This window comes from Escherichia coli DSM 30083 = JCM 1649 = ATCC 11775, from assembly GCF_003697165.2.
Taxonomy (GTDB): Bacteria; Pseudomonadota; Gammaproteobacteria; order Enterobacterales; family Enterobacteriaceae; genus Escherichia; species Escherichia coli.
Map to the genome: position 1 here is coordinate 1,172,917 of NZ_CP033092.2, position 16,547 is coordinate 1,189,463.

The 16,547-nt window shown below is 51.7% G+C and carries 17 protein-coding genes and 5 tRNA genes; 15 read left to right on the forward strand and 7 right to left on the reverse strand.

What is annotated here, in order from left to right:
* Positions 1–50: 50 nt before the first annotated feature.
* The 5 genes from gutM to srlA form a co-directional block, all read right to left on the reverse strand.
* Entirely contained in the window at positions 51–410 is a 360-nt protein-coding gene (gene gutM / locus EAS44_RS06465; protein WP_000252912.1) for a transcriptional regulator GutM, read from the reverse strand.
* 105 nt (positions 411–515) lie between these two features.
* Positions 516–1,295 (reverse strand): sorbitol-6-phosphate dehydrogenase, encoded by a 780-nt coding sequence (gene srlD / locus EAS44_RS06470; RefSeq protein ID WP_001077351.1) that lies wholly within the window; start codon positions 1,293–1,295, stop codon positions 516–518.
* 3 nt (positions 1,296–1,298) lie between these two features.
* The gene (srlB, locus tag EAS44_RS06475; protein ID WP_000216203.1) at positions 1,299–1,670 is read right to left on the reverse strand and encodes a PTS glucitol/sorbitol transporter subunit IIA; all 372 of its coding nucleotides are present in this window, start codon (positions 1,668–1,670) and stop codon (positions 1,299–1,301) included.
* Positions 1,671–1,680: 10 nt separating this feature from the next.
* Positions 1,681–2,640 carry a PTS glucitol/sorbitol transporter subunit IIB gene (srlE, locus tag EAS44_RS06480; protein WP_000196936.1) on the reverse strand — a complete coding sequence of 320 codons (960 nt, stop codon included), beginning with the start codon at positions 2,638–2,640 and terminating at the stop codon, positions 1,681–1,683.
* Positions 2,637–3,200 carry a PTS glucitol/sorbitol transporter subunit IIC gene (gene srlA, locus EAS44_RS06485; protein ID WP_000573324.1) on the reverse strand — a complete coding sequence of 188 codons (564 nt, stop codon included), beginning with the start codon at positions 3,198–3,200 and terminating at the stop codon, positions 2,637–2,639. Before srlA ends, srlE begins: the two co-directional genes overlap by 4 nt.
* 256 nt (positions 3,201–3,456) lie before the next feature.
* Between srlA and mltB the strand changes: the two genes are divergently transcribed.
* The 15 genes from mltB to luxS all read left to right on the forward strand — a co-directional run bounded on the left by mltB (position 3,457) and on the right by luxS (position 14,548).
* Complete coding sequence (mltB, locus tag EAS44_RS06490) at positions 3,457–4,542, forward strand: lytic murein transglycosylase B (protein WP_000476837.1); 1,086 nt, start codon at positions 3,457–3,459, stop codon at positions 4,540–4,542.
* A gap of 144 nt (positions 4,543–4,686) precedes the next feature.
* The gene (gene pncC / locus EAS44_RS06495) at positions 4,687–5,184 is read left to right on the forward strand and encodes a nicotinamide-nucleotide amidase (protein ID WP_000132237.1); all 498 of its coding nucleotides are present in this window, start codon (positions 4,687–4,689) and stop codon (positions 5,182–5,184) included.
* Between the two features lie 79 nt (positions 5,185–5,263).
* Positions 5,264–6,325 carry a recombinase RecA gene (recA, locus tag EAS44_RS06500; RefSeq protein WP_000963143.1) on the forward strand — a complete coding sequence of 354 codons (1,062 nt, stop codon included), beginning with the start codon at positions 5,264–5,266 and terminating at the stop codon, positions 6,323–6,325.
* A gap of 68 nt (positions 6,326–6,393) precedes the next feature.
* A complete protein-coding gene (gene recX, locus EAS44_RS06505) occupies positions 6,394–6,894 on the forward strand; it encodes a recombination regulator RecX (protein ID WP_000140506.1) in 501 nt (166 codons plus the stop codon).
* Between the two features lie 127 nt (positions 6,895–7,021).
* Positions 7,022–9,652 (forward strand): alanine--tRNA ligase, encoded by a 2,631-nt coding sequence (gene alaS / locus EAS44_RS06510; protein WP_000047209.1) that lies wholly within the window; start codon positions 7,022–7,024, stop codon positions 9,650–9,652.
* 234 nt (positions 9,653–9,886) lie between these two features.
* Entirely contained in the window at positions 9,887–10,072 is a 186-nt protein-coding gene (csrA, locus tag EAS44_RS06515; RefSeq protein ID WP_000906486.1) for a carbon storage regulator CsrA, read from the forward strand.
* Between the two features lie 315 nt (positions 10,073–10,387).
* Positions 10,388–10,480 (forward strand) — tRNA-Ser (locus EAS44_RS06520).
* 3 nt (positions 10,481–10,483) lie between these two features.
* Positions 10,484–10,560, forward strand: a tRNA-Arg gene (locus EAS44_RS06525).
* 64 nt (positions 10,561–10,624) lie between these two features.
* Positions 10,625–10,701, forward strand: a tRNA-Arg gene (locus EAS44_RS06530).
* Positions 10,702–10,764: 63 nt separating this feature from the next.
* Positions 10,765–10,841 (forward strand) — tRNA-Arg (locus tag EAS44_RS06535).
* A 63-nt stretch (positions 10,842–10,904) separates the two neighbouring features.
* A tRNA-Arg gene (locus EAS44_RS06540) sits at positions 10,905–10,981 on the forward strand.
* A gap of 280 nt (positions 10,982–11,261) precedes the next feature.
* Positions 11,262–11,828, forward strand: a complete 567-nt coding sequence (gene yqaB / locus EAS44_RS06545; RefSeq protein WP_000273309.1) for a fructose-1-phosphate/6-phosphogluconate phosphatase — start codon at positions 11,262–11,264, stop codon at positions 11,826–11,828.
* Positions 11,825–12,253 carry a YqaA family protein gene (gene yqaA / locus EAS44_RS06550; protein ID WP_000005714.1) on the forward strand — a complete coding sequence of 143 codons (429 nt, stop codon included), beginning with the start codon at positions 11,825–11,827 and terminating at the stop codon, positions 12,251–12,253. The genes yqaB and yqaA overlap by 4 nt, the downstream gene beginning before the upstream one ends.
* A gap of 72 nt (positions 12,254–12,325) precedes the next feature.
* Complete coding sequence (gene gshA / locus EAS44_RS06555) at positions 12,326–13,882, forward strand: glutamate--cysteine ligase (protein ID WP_000611804.1); 1,557 nt, start codon at positions 12,326–12,328, stop codon at positions 13,880–13,882.
* A gap of 150 nt (positions 13,883–14,032) precedes the next feature.
* Positions 14,033–14,548, forward strand: coding sequence for an S-ribosylhomocysteine lyase (luxS, locus tag EAS44_RS06560; RefSeq protein WP_001130211.1), 516 nt, complete (start codon positions 14,033–14,035; stop codon positions 14,546–14,548).
* Between the two features lie 50 nt (positions 14,549–14,598).
* Here luxS and EAS44_RS06565 read toward each other — a convergent pair whose 3' ends face one another.
* Both EAS44_RS06565 and EAS44_RS06570 read right to left on the reverse strand, forming a co-directional pair.
* Positions 14,599–15,711, reverse strand: coding sequence for an ATP-binding protein (locus tag EAS44_RS06565; RefSeq protein WP_000638132.1), 1,113 nt, complete (start codon positions 15,709–15,711; stop codon positions 14,599–14,601).
* A complete protein-coding gene (locus EAS44_RS06570; RefSeq protein ID WP_001097119.1) occupies positions 15,708–16,415 on the reverse strand; it encodes an RNA ligase family protein in 708 nt (235 codons plus the stop codon). Before EAS44_RS06570 ends, EAS44_RS06565 begins: the two co-directional genes overlap by 4 nt.
* Positions 16,416–16,547 lie beyond the last annotated feature (132 nt).

Genomic DNA, 16,547 nt, shown 5'->3' on the forward strand with positions numbered 1-16,547 from the left:
TTTAGGTTTCAAAATGATAACTTCGCAAGCTAGTAACATTCACAACGAAATTATCCACGTTTCAGTTTAAGCGCCAATGATAGAGCATTCTGTGATAGTGGATCATGGGGAAAGATCACATCGGGCTGTAAATCACCCACATGCATGCCGGTAATTGCGGGAATTTTTTGCGGTCGGGCGAAGACGGTCAGTCCTTTCATAAACAAGGTGTCGACGATGCGCTGCTGATCGTCCAGCGCAATAGCGACCACGACCCGCGGTTTAAAGCGCCCGCTGGAACGGCCCACGCCAACCCTCCCTTGCTGGCATAGCGTGTCGAAGGCACGGTTAAAACGAGAAATTTGCCAACCGCCTAAGGCCAGTTGCGCACACCAGGCGATAACGGCGACGGTGATGAGTGCGGATACCATAACTTCTCCGTAATGTAGTGGCGGAAGTCCTGTAGGCCTGATAAGCGTAGCGCATCAGGCATTCTATTAGTCGCGCGGAGATCCTTAAAAGATCTCCGCTGTTGATCAGAACATCACCTGACCGCCGGTGACATTGATCGACTGACCAGTGCAGTACGACGCCTTAGGACTGGCGTAGAACAGCAGCATATTCAGCACATCCTGATAATCGCAGCCGCGTTTGAGCGGTACTTTATCGATGTAATACTGCTCGACTTGATCCGGTTTGATACCCAGCTTGGTGGCATATTGTGGCAACAGCGACTGGAACATAGGCGATTTCAGCAGGTTACCGAGCATCAGCGAATGCACCGTAATGCCGTACTCCGCCAGATCCAGCGCCAGTGATTGAGTCAGCCCGACACCACCAAATTTCGCGGCGCTGTAGCCAGAGTTGTGTTTGCTGCCCACTTTGCCGGATTTCGAGTTGATCTGAATAATGCGACCCTGAATCCCGTCGCGGATCATCAAACGCGAAAATTCACGGGCACACAGGAAATAACCCACCAGATTCACCTGTAGCGAACGGTCAAAATCGCCGAGCTGGAAGTCGCTGATAAAGGCTGCTTTTGCTATTCCGGCGCTGTAGACCAGCAAATCCACGCGACCAAAGATTTCATCTACCCCACGAGAAAGCGCCAGAACGCTTTGCTCGCTGGTGGCGTCAGCACCAAAACCGTACGCTGTTCCTTCACCATATTCGGCGTTAATTTCTTGTGCCACATTTGCGGCTTTGTCGCTCTGAATATCGACAACCGCCACGCGATACCCCTCGGCAGCCAGACCGTGGCACAGGAACGCGCCTAAGGTTTGCCCACCACCGATGACAACGGCAACCTGATTCATTTTTTACTCCTTAACAGATTCAAACTTCAAAACCGATCCCGGCGCGATATCGTCGGGTACAGGGCCTGCCACATGGACAGTGCCCGGAAATTCCGCTTCGCTTAAACCATCGAAGCGCAGGGTGACATGACCCAGTTCGCGAAGGTTGTCTTCCGCCACGCTGCCAACGGCGGTCACCGGATAGCGATGCTGCCCGAGAGAAAATTGCAAACCGGGATGGAGTGCACCTTTCAACTCGCCGTGGCAATGAATGAAGCAATACTCTTCGAGATCCGCAGGCGCGCCTTCACGAAAGGTGATGAGCATCTGGTCGCTGAGGGCGTCAGTGGCACTCGCGCCAATACGGGTGATGGTGGTCTGATAAATAACGGTCATGTTTCAGCCTCTATTGATAGATAAAACCGGAGACAAACCAGGCGATCAGTACAGTTGGCGCGCCGGTTAAAAAGCGGCTCACCAGAACAGAAGGGACACCGACGCGAACCGTGTCCTGACGGGCTTCCGCCAGCGACAAACCGACCGGGATGAAGTCGCAGGCCGCCTGCGCGTTGATGGCAAACAGTGCAGGTAAAGCCAGATGCGGCGGAATATTGCCGAGACCAATCTGCACGCCAATCAATACGCCGATAACCTGTGCGATAACTGCGCCTGGGCCGAGGAAAGGTGAAAGCAGCGGGAAGGAGCAGATGAGCGCCAGCATGACCAGACCCAGTGGATGGCTCGCCAGCGGAGCAAGACCGTGGGCAATCCAGTCACCAAGGCCAGAAGCCATAATGATGCCGATAAGCGCCGAGACGAACGCCATAAACGGCAGAATGGTTTTTAATACAGTGTCGATGGTGTCACGGCCAGACTGGAACAGCACGGCAACGGCAGAACCCATACCCATTCCCACCTTCGCCAGTAAACCATCGCTTTGTTCGGTGATTTTCTTGCTGGTGTCATAGTCACGGCCCACGGAAGAGGGTTGTGGTGTCGCCTCACCCACTACAGTGATGTTTTCTTCTTTTACGCCAGAGACATAAATATCTTCCACAATGTACTGCGCCAGCGGGCCGGACTTGCCCGTCGAGTGGATATTAATGGTGGGAATACGCCGTTTCGGATAGATGCCGCAGCGTAATGTGCCGCCACAGTCGATTACCGCGACACCAATTTCCGCCTCCGCGGGTTCACCTTCTTTAAATCCGTCGATAGCTTGCCAGCCAGTAAGCTGTGCCAGTTTGTCAACAATCGCAGGCCGGGTACCGGCGGTGATATAGACGATTTTTTTGCCCGGCGTGGCTTCCAGCTCAAGCGGGCCGCCCCAGCCACCCGTTCCTTTTTCGATCCGAATGCGTGTCATGATGTTGCTCCTGCCAGACGAACTTTTTGTTCAAGTTGAATGCCCATCTTTTTCTCGAAAATGGCGGTGGTCAGATCGGTTACCCAGCCGCGGAAGAAGTTGGTGACCAGACCAACCAGCAGATAGCTCACCGCCAGTGGGCCAAGTGGCAGATTCAGTGTTGTCAGACCGCTGGCAATGCCGAGATAAACAAACAGTTCGCCAGGGTTGATATGGGGGAAGAGGCCATTCATTGAGTGGCAGCTATAAGAGGCCGCCGCGTAATAGCTGGGTTTGTACTTTTCCGGCATAAAGCGACCAAGACTTAAGGTCATCGGGTTACAAAAGACAAACGTACCAATGCACGGTAGCAGCAGATAACGGGAAACAGGGTTACCGGCGCAACGTTGAGCAAATCGTTCAATACGATGCTGACCGATAAAATTAATCAATGCGTTCATGATAACCAGCAGGCTAATTAACAGCGGAAGAATACCGGTTACCATCCCGGTAAACACTTCTCCGCCTTTCTGGAACAGCCCGATGAACCACTCTGCGCCATGAGTAATGGTTTCTATCATTGTTCTCTCCTTCAGTATTTATTGTTTTATTACCAAACGGCAATCTAATCTAATCAGATTGAAAGATTTAAAAGTGTTATTTTGATCGCAAAATGAAAGATAAATATTTTATTTTGAAAGTTTGTATAAAGAAGGTAGTGAGGAGAATGAGTTGAGTTATGTAAAGTCCGTATCGGGCAGTGACTACCGCTTCCTTGTGCGGGGCGGGATGCTTTACCATACTTGCCCCTGGTTGAATCTGTTAAATGGACCCCTCATGTTCAAGCGTCGTTATGTAACATTGCTTCCCCTTTTTGTGTTGCTTGCCGCCTGTAGCAGCAAGCCAAAACCTACTGAGACTGAAACGACCACCGGAACGCCGTCTGGCGGCTTCCTGCTTGAGCCGCAGCACAATGTGATGCAGATGGGCGGTGACTTCGCCAATAACCCGAATGCCCAGCAGTTCATCGACAAAATGGTGAACAAACACGGTTTCGATCGTCAGCAGTTGCAGGAAATTCTCTCCCAGGCGAAACGTCTGGATTCGGTACTGCGGCTGATGGATAACCAGGCACCAACCACATCGGTGAAACCGCCATCAGGTCCGAACGGCGCATGGCTGCGTTATCGCAAAAAATTTATTACGCCGGACAACGTGCAGAACGGTGTGGTTTTCTGGAATCAGTATGAAGATGCGTTGAATCGCGCGTGGCAGGTGTATGGTGTACCGCCGGAAATTATCGTCGGGATTATCGGCGTTGAAACCCGCTGGGGGCGCGTGATGGGGAAAACTCGCATCCTCGATGCGCTGGCAACGCTGTCATTTAACTACCCACGCCGCGCGGAGTATTTTTCTGGCGAGCTGGAAACCTTCCTGCTGATGGCGCGCGACGAGCAGGACGATCCGCTCAATCTGAAAGGTTCCTTTGCCGGGGCGATGGGCTACGGACAGTTTATGCCGTCGTCTTACAAACAATATGCGGTAGATTTCAGCGGCGACGGGCATATCAACCTGTGGGATCCGGTTGATGCGATCGGTAGCGTGGCGAATTATTTCAAAGCGCACGGCTGGGTGAAAGGCGATCAGGTCGCGGTAATGGCAAACGGTCAGGCTCCAGGCTTGCCAAATGGCTTCAAAACCAGGTACAGCATTTCGCAGCTTGCCGCGGCAGGTTTAACGCCACAGCAGCCGCTGGGCAACCATCAACAAGCCAGCCTGCTGCGTCTGGATGTTGGCACCGGCTACCAGTACTGGTACGGTCTGCCGAACTTCTACACCATCACCCGTTATAACCACAGCACCCATTACGCAATGGCGGTCTGGCAGTTAGGACAAGCCGTGGCGCTGGCGCGCGTACAGTAACTATTTGCAAGAGGGGGGCGTGAGCTTCCCTCTGGCTAATCAGCTTTTTTCTGAATCCTCCTCGTAAAATTGCAACGCCAACACCATCTTCCTGACGAAAGTGTTATCTTGTCCGGCATAAATTTTTGACTGACAGAGGTTGTGATGACTGACAGTGAACTGATGCAGTTAAGCGAACAGGTTGGGCAGTCGCTGAAAGCCCGTGGCGCAACCGTAACAACTGCTGAGTCTTGTACCGGCGGTTGGGTAGCGAAAGTGATTACCGATATTGCCGGCAGTTCCGCCTGGTTTGAACGCGGATTTGTCACCTACAGTAACGAAGCAAAAGCGCAAATGATCGGTGTACGCGAAGAGACGCTGGCACAGCATGGCGCGGTGAGCGAACCTGTCGTGGTGGAAATGGCGATAGGCGCACTGAAAGCGGCTCGTGCTGATTACGCCGTGTCTATTAGTGGTATCGCCGGGCCGGATGGCGGCAGTGAAGAGAAACCTGTCGGCACCGTCTGGTTTGCTTTTGCCACTGCCCGTGGTGAAGGCATTACCCGGCGGGAATGTTTCAGCGGTGACCGTGATGCGGTGCGTCGTCAGGCTACTGCGTATGCATTGCAGACCTTGTGGCAACAATTTCTACAAAACACTTGATACTGTATGAGCATACAGTATAATTGCTTCAACAGAACATATTGACTATCCGGTATTACCCGGCATGACAGGAGTAAAAATGGCTATCGACGAAAACAAACAGAAAGCGTTGGCGGCAGCACTGGGCCAGATTGAGAAACAATTTGGTAAAGGCTCCATCATGCGCCTGGGTGAAGACCGTTCCATGGATGTGGAAACCATCTCTACCGGTTCGCTTTCACTGGATATCGCGCTTGGGGCAGGTGGTCTGCCGATGGGCCGTATCGTCGAAATCTACGGACCAGAATCTTCCGGTAAAACCACGCTGACGTTGCAGGTGATCGCCGCAGCGCAGCGCGAAGGTAAAACCTGTGCGTTTATCGATGCTGAACACGCGCTGGACCCAATCTACGCACGTAAACTGGGCGTTGATATCGACAACCTGCTGTGCTCCCAGCCGGATACCGGCGAGCAGGCACTGGAAATCTGTGACGCCCTGGCACGTTCTGGCGCAGTAGACGTTATCGTCGTTGACTCCGTGGCGGCACTGACGCCGAAAGCGGAAATCGAAGGCGAAATCGGCGACTCTCACATGGGCCTTGCGGCACGTATGATGAGCCAGGCGATGCGTAAGCTGGCGGGTAACCTGAAGCAGTCCAACACGCTGCTGATCTTCATCAACCAGATCCGTATGAAAATTGGTGTGATGTTCGGTAACCCGGAAACCACTACTGGTGGTAACGCGCTGAAATTCTACGCCTCTGTTCGTCTCGATATCCGTCGTATCGGCGCGGTGAAAGAGGGCGAAAACGTGGTGGGTAGCGAAACCCGCGTGAAAGTGGTGAAGAACAAAATCGCTGCGCCGTTTAAACAGGCTGAATTCCAGATCCTCTACGGCGAAGGTATCAACTTCTACGGCGAGCTGGTTGACCTGGGCGTGAAAGAGAAGCTTATCGAGAAAGCAGGCGCGTGGTACAGCTACAAAGGTGAGAAGATCGGTCAGGGTAAAGCGAATGCGACTGCCTGGCTGAAAGATAACCCGGAAACCGCGAAAGAGATCGAGAAGAAAGTACGTGAGTTGCTGCTGAGCAACCCGAACTCAACGCCGGATTTCTCTGTAGATGACAGCGAAGGCGTAGCAGAAACTAACGAAGATTTTTAATCGTCTTGTTTGATACACAAGGGTCGCATCTGCGGCCCTTTTGCTTTTTTAAGTTGTAAGGATATGCCATGACAGAATCAACATCCCGTCGCCCGGCATATGCTCGCCTGTTGGATCGTGCGGTACGCATTCTGGCGGTGCGCGATCACAGTGAGCAAGAACTGCGACGTAAACTCGCGGCACCTATTATGGGCAAAAATGGCCCGGAAGAGATTGATGCCACGGCAGAAGATTACGAGCGCGTTATTGCCTGGTGCCACGAACATGGCTATCTTGATGACAGCCGATTTGTTGCGCGCTTTATCGCCAGCCGTAGCCGCAAAGGTTATGGACCTGCGCGTATTCGTCAGGAACTGAATCAGAAAGGTATTTCCCGCGAAGCGACAGAAAAAGCGATGCGTGAATGTGACATCGACTGGTGCGCACTGGCGCGCGATCAGGCGACGCGAAAATATGGCGAACCTTTGCCAACTGTCTTTTCAGAAAAAGTTAAGATCCAGCGTTTTCTGCTCTATCGTGGCTATCTGATGGAAGATATCCAGGATATTTGGCGAAATTTTGCCGACTGAACGCATACGGTATTTTACTTCCCAGTCAAGAAAACTTATCTTATTCCCACTTTTCAGTTACCAGCCCGGCGGTTAAGACACGCTGGAGCTGGTGGCGATATTTCGTTAGCTTGATTTCAGGATAATTATGAGCAAGAGCACCGCTGAGATCCGTCAGGCGTTTCTCGACTTTTTCCATAGTAAGGGACATCAGGTAGTTGCCAGCAGCTCCCTGGTACCCCATAACGACCCAACTTTGTTGTTTACCAACGCCGGGATGAACCAGTTCAAGGATGTGTTCCTTGGGCTCGACAAGCGTAATTATTCCCGCGCTACCACTTCCCAACGCTGCGTGCGTGCGGGTGGTAAACACAACGACCTGGAAAACGTCGGTTACACCGCGCGTCATCATACCTTCTTCGAAATGCTGGGCAACTTCAGCTTCGGCGACTATTTCAAACACGATGCCATTCAGTTTGCATGGGAACTGCTGACCAGCGAAAAATGGTTTGCCCTGCCGAAAGAGCGTCTGTGGGTTACCGTCTATGAAAGCGACGACGAAGCCTACGAAATCTGGGAGAAAGAAGTAGGGATCCCGCGCGAACGTATTATTCGCATCGGCGATAACAAAGGTGCGCCATACGCATCTGACAACTTCTGGCAGATGGGTGACACTGGTCCGTGCGGCCCGTGCACCGAAATCTTCTACGATCACGGCGACCACATTTGGGGCGGCCCTCCGGGAAGTCCGGAAGAAGACGGCGACCGCTACATTGAGATCTGGAACATCGTCTTCATGCAGTTCAACCGCCAGGCCGATGGCACGATGGAACCGCTGCCGAAACCGTCTGTAGATACCGGTATGGGTCTGGAGCGTATTGCTGCGGTGCTGCAACACGTTAACTCTAACTATGACATCGACCTGTTCCGCACGTTGATCCAGGCGGTAGCGAAAGTCACTGGCGCGACCGATCTGAGCAATAAATCGCTGCGCGTAATCGCAGACCACATTCGTTCTTGTGCGTTCCTGATCGCGGATGGCGTAATGCCGTCCAATGAAAGCCGTGGTTATGTACTGCGTCGTATCATTCGTCGCGCAGTGCGTCACGGTAATATGCTCGGCGCGAAAGAAACCTTCTTCTACAAACTGGTTGGTCCGCTGATCGACGTTATGGGCTCTGCGGGTGAAGACCTGAAACGACAGCAGGCGCAGGTTGAGCAGGTGCTGAAGACTGAAGAAGAGCAGTTTGCCCGTACTCTGGAGCGCGGTCTGGCGCTGCTGGATGAAGAGCTGGCAAAACTTTCTGGTGATACGCTGGATGGTGAAACTGCTTTCCGCCTGTACGACACCTACGGCTTCCCGGTTGACCTGACGGCTGACGTTTGCCGTGAGCGCAACATCAAAGTTGACGAAGCTGGTTTTGACGCAGCAATGGAAGAGCAGCGTCGTCGTGCGCGCGAAGCCAGCGGCTTTGGTGCCGATTACAACGCAATGATCCGTGTTGACAGTGCATCTGAATTTAAAGGCTATGACCATCTGGAACTGAACGGCAAAGTGACCGCGCTGTTTGTTGATGGTAAAGCGGTTGATGCCATCAATGCAGGCCAGGAAGCTGTGGTCGTGCTGGATCAAACGCCATTCTATGCGGAATCCGGCGGTCAGGTTGGTGATAAAGGCGAACTGAAAGGCGCTAACTTCTCCTTCGCGGTGGAAGATACGCAGAAATACGGCCAGGCGATTGGTCACATCGGTAAACTTGCTGCGGGTTCTCTGAAAGTGGGCGACGCTGTGCAGGCTGATGTTGATGAGGCTCGTCGCGCCCGTATTCGTCTGAATCACTCCGCAACGCACCTGATGCACGCTGCGCTGCGCCAGGTTCTGGGTACTCATGTATCGCAGAAAGGTTCACTGGTTAACGACAAAGTGCTGCGCTTCGACTTCTCACACAACGAAGCGATGAAACCAGAAGAGATTCGTGCGGTCGAAGACCTGGTGAACGCACAGATTCGCCGTAACTTGCCGATCGAAACCAACATCATGGATCTCGAAGCGGCAAAAGCGAAAGGTGCGATGGCACTGTTCGGCGAGAAGTATGATGAGCGCGTACGCGTGCTGAGCATGGGCGATTTCTCCACCGAGCTGTGTGGCGGTACTCACGCCAGCCGCACTGGTGATATTGGTCTGTTCCGCATCATCTCTGAATCGGGTACTGCTGCAGGCGTTCGTCGTATCGAAGCGGTAACCGGAGAAGGCGCTATCGCCACCGTTCATGCAGACAGCGATCGCTTAAGCGAAGTCGCGCATCTGCTGAAAGGCGATAGCAATAATCTGGCTGATAAAGTGCGTTCAGTACTGGAACGTACGCGTCAGCTGGAAAAAGAGTTACAACAGCTTAAAGAACAAGCTGCCGCACAGGAGAGCGCAAATCTTTCCAGTAAGGCAATTGATGTTAATGGTGTTAAGCTGTTGGTTAGCGAGCTTAGCGGTGTTGAGCCGAAAATGTTGCGTACCATGGTTGACGATTTAAAAAATCAGCTGGGGTCGACAATTATCGTGCTGGCAACGGTAGCCGAAGGTAAGGTTTCTCTGATTGCAGGCGTATCTAAGGACGTCACAGATCGTGTGAAAGCAGGGGAACTGATTGGTATGGTCGCTCAGCAGGTGGGCGGCAAGGGTGGTGGACGTCCTGACATGGCGCAAGCCGGTGGTACGGATGCTGCGGCCTTACCTGCAGCGTTAGCCAGTGTGAAAGGCTGGGTCAGCGCGAAATTGCAATAATATAAGCGTCAGGCAATGCCGTGGACTCGCTTCACGGCATTCGCATTAACGCTATCGACAACGATAAAGTCAGGTTGAAGTTGTGTATATCGGCTAAACTTAGGTTTAACAGAATGTAATGCCATGACTGCTTAGATGTAATGTGTTTGTCATTGCTTACTTTTTGGCGTTATATGATGGATAATGCCGGGATACAGAGAGACCCGACTCTTTTAATCTTTCAAGGAGCAAAGAATGCTGATTCTGACTCGTCGAGTTGGTGAGACCCTCATGATTGGGGATGAGGTCACCGTGACAGTTTTAGGGGTAAAGGGCAACCAGGTACGTATTGGCGTAAATGCCCCGAAGGAAGTTTCTGTTCACCGTGAAGAGATCTACCAGCGTATCCAGGCTGAAAAATCCCAGCAGTCCAGTTACTAATCTTTCCGCGTCTCATCTTTATCGGTGAGACGCACCCTCAAAATTTCTCTTTCACTCCATTGTCTTTTCGCTTTACTCCCGTTCATTCAACTTAAGTCTCCATTTTTTTGCATTACTGCTATCTGTCAGACCTCCGTTTTTCTGTTGATAAAACACTCTTTTTGACGTTTTTACAGACTAATTGAGCGTGAAGTGTGCAAACGATAAAAGTGTGGGAAAAATTGTTTGACTTATAAGTCTCAGAAAGTAATATGTGCGCCACGCAGCGACGATGAGCGATAAACAAGTTCTTCGAAGCACTCGTAAGAGGCGTGTGGTGAGGTGGCCGAGAGGCTGAAGGCGCTCCCCTGCTAAGGGAGTATGCGGTCAAAAGCTGCATCCGGGGTTCGAATCCCCGCCTCACCGCCATTTGCATCCGTAGCTCAGCTGGATAGAGTACTCGGCTACGAACCGAGCGGTCGGAGGTTCGAATCCTCCCGGATGCACCATCTCTTACTTGATACGGCTTTAGTGGCGGTATCAAAAAATCTGCAGTAAAGTAAGTTTCCCGATGCATCCGTAGCTCAGCTGGATAGAGTACTCGGCTACGAACCGAGCGGTCGGAGGTTCGAATCCTCCCGGATGCACCATCTCTTACTTGATATGGCTTTAGTAGCGATATCAATATCAGTAGTAAAATAAATTTTCCCGATGCATCCGTAGCTCAGCTGGATAGAGTACTCGGCTACGAACCGAGCGGTCGGAGGTTCGAATCCTCCCGGATGCACCATCTCTTACTTGATATGGCTTTAGTAGCGATATCAATATCAGTAGTAAAATAAATTTTCCCGATGCATCCGTAGCTCAGCTGGATAGAGTACTCGGCTACGAACCGAGCGGTCGGAGGTTCGAATCCTCCCGGATGCACCATATTCTCCGTAACCTTCAGCAATGAAGGTATCGAAGAGGTAGCGGTATTAACCGCAGGCACCAGGGAGGATAACGTTGCGCCAGCAGCGGCCCGAAGGGCGAACGCCAGTGAGTCATCCTCCCGGATGCACCATATTCTCCAAAAAATTTCCTTCAAAAATATCTCATTTCTAAATAACTACTTTATCCATTTCCTGAATTTTCTTCTCCTTCGCCATCAGCGACAAAATCAAGCAATTACGCTAAAGTAACGTCATATTTTTCGACTTGCGAGAAGACCATGTACGAGCGTTATGCAGGTTTAATTTTTGATATGGATGGCACCATCCTGGATACCGAGCCTACGCACCGTAAAGCGTGGCGCGAAGTATTAGGGCACTACGGTCTTCAGTACGATGTTCAGGCGATGATTGCGCTTAATGGCTCGCCCACCTGGCGTATTGCTCAGGCGATTATTGAGCTGAATCAGGCCGATCTCGACCCGCATGCGTTAGCGCGTGAAAAAACAGAAGCAGTAAGAAGTATGCTGCTGGATAGTGTCGAGCCGCTTCCTCTTGTTGAAGTGGTGAAAAGCTGGCATGGTCGTCGCCCAATGGCTGTAGGAACGGGGAGTGAAAGCGCCATCGCTGAGGCATTGCTGGCACACCTGGGATTACGCCGTTATTTTGACGCCGTCGTCGCTGCCGATCACGTCAAACACCATAAACCCGCGCCAGACACATTTTTGTTGTGCGCGCAGCGTATGGGCGTGCAACCGACGCAGTGTGTGGTCTTTGAAGATGCCGATTTCGGTATTCAGGCGGCCCGTGCAGCAGGCATGGACGCCGTGGATGTTCGCTTGCTGTGAGTGAAGTGTTATCGCTTTTCTCGTTGTTTGCCAGTAGTTTTCTCAGCGCTACACTATTACCCGGCAACTCCGAAGTCGTGCTGGTGGCAATGTTGCTTTCCGGAGTGAGTCATCCCTGGGTTTTAGTTTTAACAGCAACAATGGGTAATAGCCTTGGAGGGTTAACTAACGTTATCCTTGGGCGTTTCTTTCCATTGCGTAAAACATCGCGCTGGCAAGAGAAAGCTACCGGCTGGCTGAAACGCTATGGTGCAGTCACGCTATTATTAAGCTGGATGCCCGTGGTTGGCGATTTACTGTGTCTGTTAGCGGGATGGATGCGCATCTCGTGGGGACCGGTAATCTTTTTTTTGTGCCTTGGTAAAGCGTTACGCTATGTTGCAGTTGCAGCAGCTACCGTTCAGGGCATGATGTGGTGGCACTAATTGTAGGCCTGCACATATGGTCACCATTACAGTTATGCTAATTAAAACGATTTTGACAGGCGGGAGGTCAATTTGATCCCGGACGTATCACAGGCGCTGGCCTGGCTGGAAAAACATCCTCAGGCGTTAAAGGGGATACAGCGTGGGCTGGAGCGCGAAACTTTGCGTGTTAATGCTGATGGCACACTGGCAACAACAGGTCATCCTGAAGCATTAGGTTCTGCACTGACCCATAAATGGATTACTACCGATTTTGCGGAAGCATTGCTGGAATTTATTACACCAGTGGATGGTGATATTGAACATATGCTGACCTTTATGCGCGATCTGCATCGCTATACGGCGCGCAATATGGGCGATGAGCGGATGTGGCCGTTAAGTATGCCATGCTATATCGCAGAAGGTCAGGACATCGAACTGGCACAGTACGGCACTTCTAACACCGGTCGCTTTAAAACGCTGTACCGTGAAGGGCTGAAAAATCGCTACGGCGCGCTGATGCAAACCATTTCCGGCGTGCACTATAATTTCTCTTTGCCAATGGCATTCTGGCAAGCGAAGTGCGGTGATATCTCGGGCGCTGATGCCAAAGAGAAAATTTCTGCGGGCTATTTCCGCGTTATCCGCAATTACTATCGTTTCGGTTGGGTCATTCCTTATTTGTTTGGTGCGTCTCCAGCGATTTGTTCTTCTTTCTTGCAAGGAAAACCAACGTCGCTGCCGTTTGAGAAAACCGAGTGCGGTATGTATTACCTGCCGTATGCGACCTCTCTTCGTTTGAGCGATCTTGGCTATACCAATAAATCGCAAAGCAATCTTGGTATCACCTTCAATGATCTCTACGAGTACGTGGCGGGCCTTAAACAGGCAATCAAAACGCCATCGGAAGAGTACGCGAAGATTGGTATTGAGAAAGACGGTAAGCGGCTGCAAATCAACAGCAATGTGCTGCAGATTGAAAACGAACTGTACGCGCCGATTCGTCCAAAACGCGTTACCCGCAGTGGTGAGTCGCCTTCTGATGCGCTGTTACGTGGCGGCATTGAATATATTGAAGTCCGCTCGCTGGATATCAACCCGTTCTCGCCGATTGGTGTAGATGAACAACAGGTGCGATTCCTCGACCTGTTTATGGTCTGGTGTGCGCTGGCTGACGCACCGGAAATGAGCAGTAGCGAACTTGCCTGTACACGCGTTAACTGGAACCGGGTGATCCTCGAAGGTCGCAAACCGGGCCTGACGCTGGGTATCGGCTGCGAAACCGCGCAGTTCCCGTTACCGCAGGTGGGTAAAGATCTGTTCCGCGATCTGAAACGCGTCGCGCAAACGCTGGATAGCATTAACGGCGGCGAAGCGTATCAGAAAGTGTGTGATGAACTGGTCGCCTGCTTCGATAATCCCGATCTGACTTTCTCTGCCCGTATCTTAAGGTCTATGATTGATACTGGTATTGGCGGAACAGGCAAAGCGTTTGCTGAAGCGTACCGTAATCTGCTGCGTGAAGAGCCGCTGGAAATTCTGCGCGAAGAGGATTTTGTCGCCGAGCGCGAGGCGTCTGAACGCCGTCAGCAGGAAATGGAAGCCGCTGATACCGAACCGTTTGCGGTGTGGCTGGAAAAGCACGCCTGACAGATAAAGAAAAAGGCCACTCGTGAGTGGCCAAAATTTCATCTCTGAATTCAGGGATGATGATAACAAATGCGCGTCTTTCATATACTCAGACTCGCCTGGGAACAAAGAGTTCAGAAAATTTTTAAAAAAATTACCGGAGGTGGCTAAATGCCGTTGTTAGATAGCTTCACAGTCGATCATACCCGGATGGAAGCGCCTGCAGTTCGGGTGGCAAAAACAATGAACACCCCGCATGGCGACGCAATCACCGTGTTCGATCTGCGCTTCTGCGTGCCGAACAAAGAAGTGATGCCAGAAAGAGGGATCCATACCCTGGAGCACCTGTTTGCTGGTTTTATGCGTAACCATCTTAACGGTAATGGCGTAGAGATTATCGATATCTCGCCAATGGGCTGCCGCACCGGTTTTTATATGAGTCTGATTGGTACGCCAGATGAGCAGCGTGTCGCTGATGCCTGGAAAGCGGCAATGGAAGACGTGCTGAAAGTGCAGGATCAGAATCAGATCCCGGAACTGAACGTCTACCAGTGTGGCACTTACCAGATGCACTCGTTGCAGGAAGCGCAGGATATTGCGCGTAGCATTCTGGAACGTGACGTGCGCATCAACAGCAACGAAGAACTGGCGCTGCCGAAAGAGAAGTTGCAGGAACTGCACATTTAGTCAGTTTAAGCAGAAGAGGCCGGGCTGGTGAAAACACCGCCCGGCTTTTGTTACCTGTCAGTCATCCGATATTCCACGCTATGTGCTTCATCAAGTTGAGGAACTTCCAGCCTTGAGGCCATCCGCATCATGACCGCTTCAGGAACTGCATACTCGCGTCTGGCATTTTGCTGCTTCCATTGCGCCCATGGCACTTCCAGATAAACGATTTTTACTCGTGCGCCGTAAGCCGTAAACAGACTGATGAGCTGGCTGCGTAGCTGGCGGGTAATGTTCGTTGCATTCCAGATGAACGGCTTTTTCTGGCGTAAAAAAACGCGCGCCTCTTCTTTTGCCTGTTGCACAATACGCCCGGTAGCGGTTTTGTCGTCCGGACTGGCATTGATTCGCCGCCGCATATCATCAAGGCTGATAACGTCCATTCCCTGGCACTGTTCATTGATATAGCGATCTTTGCCCATACCCGGTAAGCCACACAGCAAAATGACCTCAAAAGGTTCAGCCTCCCAGGGAACAAAATCAGGAGAACTTTGCTCATGGGTCAGGTAATGCCAGCGTGCGGAATCAGAAACGAACGGGCGCATTTTTCCCCAGCATTGTTGCTCATGGCAAAACAGCTCGAACAGATCGATGCGTTCCAGCATTGATTGCTGATCCGGGCTTTGGCGACCAAGCAGATCGGCACGAGCAAGCAAAGCGAGCAGACGCGTGTCGATGCGCATTGCAGCCGTGAGCAACAAACGCTCCGGTTCCGGGCGTTCCAGTAACCATAGCGGTAACCCATGCAGACGCACCAGTGCAACAATTTGCTCGCGCAGCACGAACGGCGTTGGGATATCGCGCCATAAAATTTGTCGGGCCGTCAGTTCGCCCCGACGAGCATGACCAGGAGACTGAATACGTCCGTTTTCCTGCACGGTAGTGCTGCGCTTTTCAACATCATGCAATAACGCCGCCGCCCATAAAACTTCCTGCTGTTGAGCGGGGAGTTGCTGGAATTCTGGCAGAGTAATGAGGGCGTTAAGCACCATTTCGGTATGTACGCCGACGTCGCCTTCACCATGATGCTCAGGGTCTTGTGGCGTGTGATGCATCTCCTCAACCCAGCTAAAACGCTGACGTAGCGCCGACCAGCGTTTATCGTCGGTAAGTTGCCAAATCATGACTGTTCTCCATAAACGAACTCATGGGCCATCCGCGCCCGTTGCCAGTGGCGTTTCCAGTGCACAGTGGTTTTGACATGATTTTTGCGCACATACTTGAAGACGTTATGCGAAAAGTCAGCGACAGAAAACGCATCATGATTTCGGCTGACAATGCCTTCCAGCGTACAGGGTTGACAGGTTTGCGTATCCCAGGGATCGAATGTGCCGCGCGCATTGGTCAGCGCCAGAAAATCACGTTGCCAGCTTTTTTCATCATTCCCCGGCTGCGGGCCGGAGATTTCGGGAACGCAGGGGAAATCAAACAGAGCGGCGTAAAACTGCACCTCTTCCCAGCTCAGCCACATATCCTGGCAGCGAACGGCAAACAGGTAAAAGTCCTGTTCCAGCGCGCGGTATTCAATGGAATGAACGGCGTAGAGATTTTCACCAAACAGTTCCAGATCGCCGAGATCGTTTTTCAGCAGTTGCCAACGCTGGCGAATTTTATAAGTCCATGCCGACTGCGTAGGCGCAGCATGGGAACGGGCAAACACGCCGTAGCGGTTAAGGCAGTTATTTTCGCCGTCGAGTTTTTCTGTGTGCACCAGTTGCGTGATGGCCTGTAAATCCTGCCAGTAATCGGCGTTAATGCGGTCATCGCTGGTGGTGCCAGGGGAGAAAGGATAATGCCAGGTTCTCCCGTATTTCCGTTGGGTATTCATAATAATCCATTATTTTGTGTGTAATAAATGTACGCCCGCGAGGGTGCGAGTTATGGGGTTAAAAGAAAAATGTGAGTATCACCCGCGAAAGCGAGGGCGAAGGAAAAAGAGAATTAACAACCTGAGCGAATG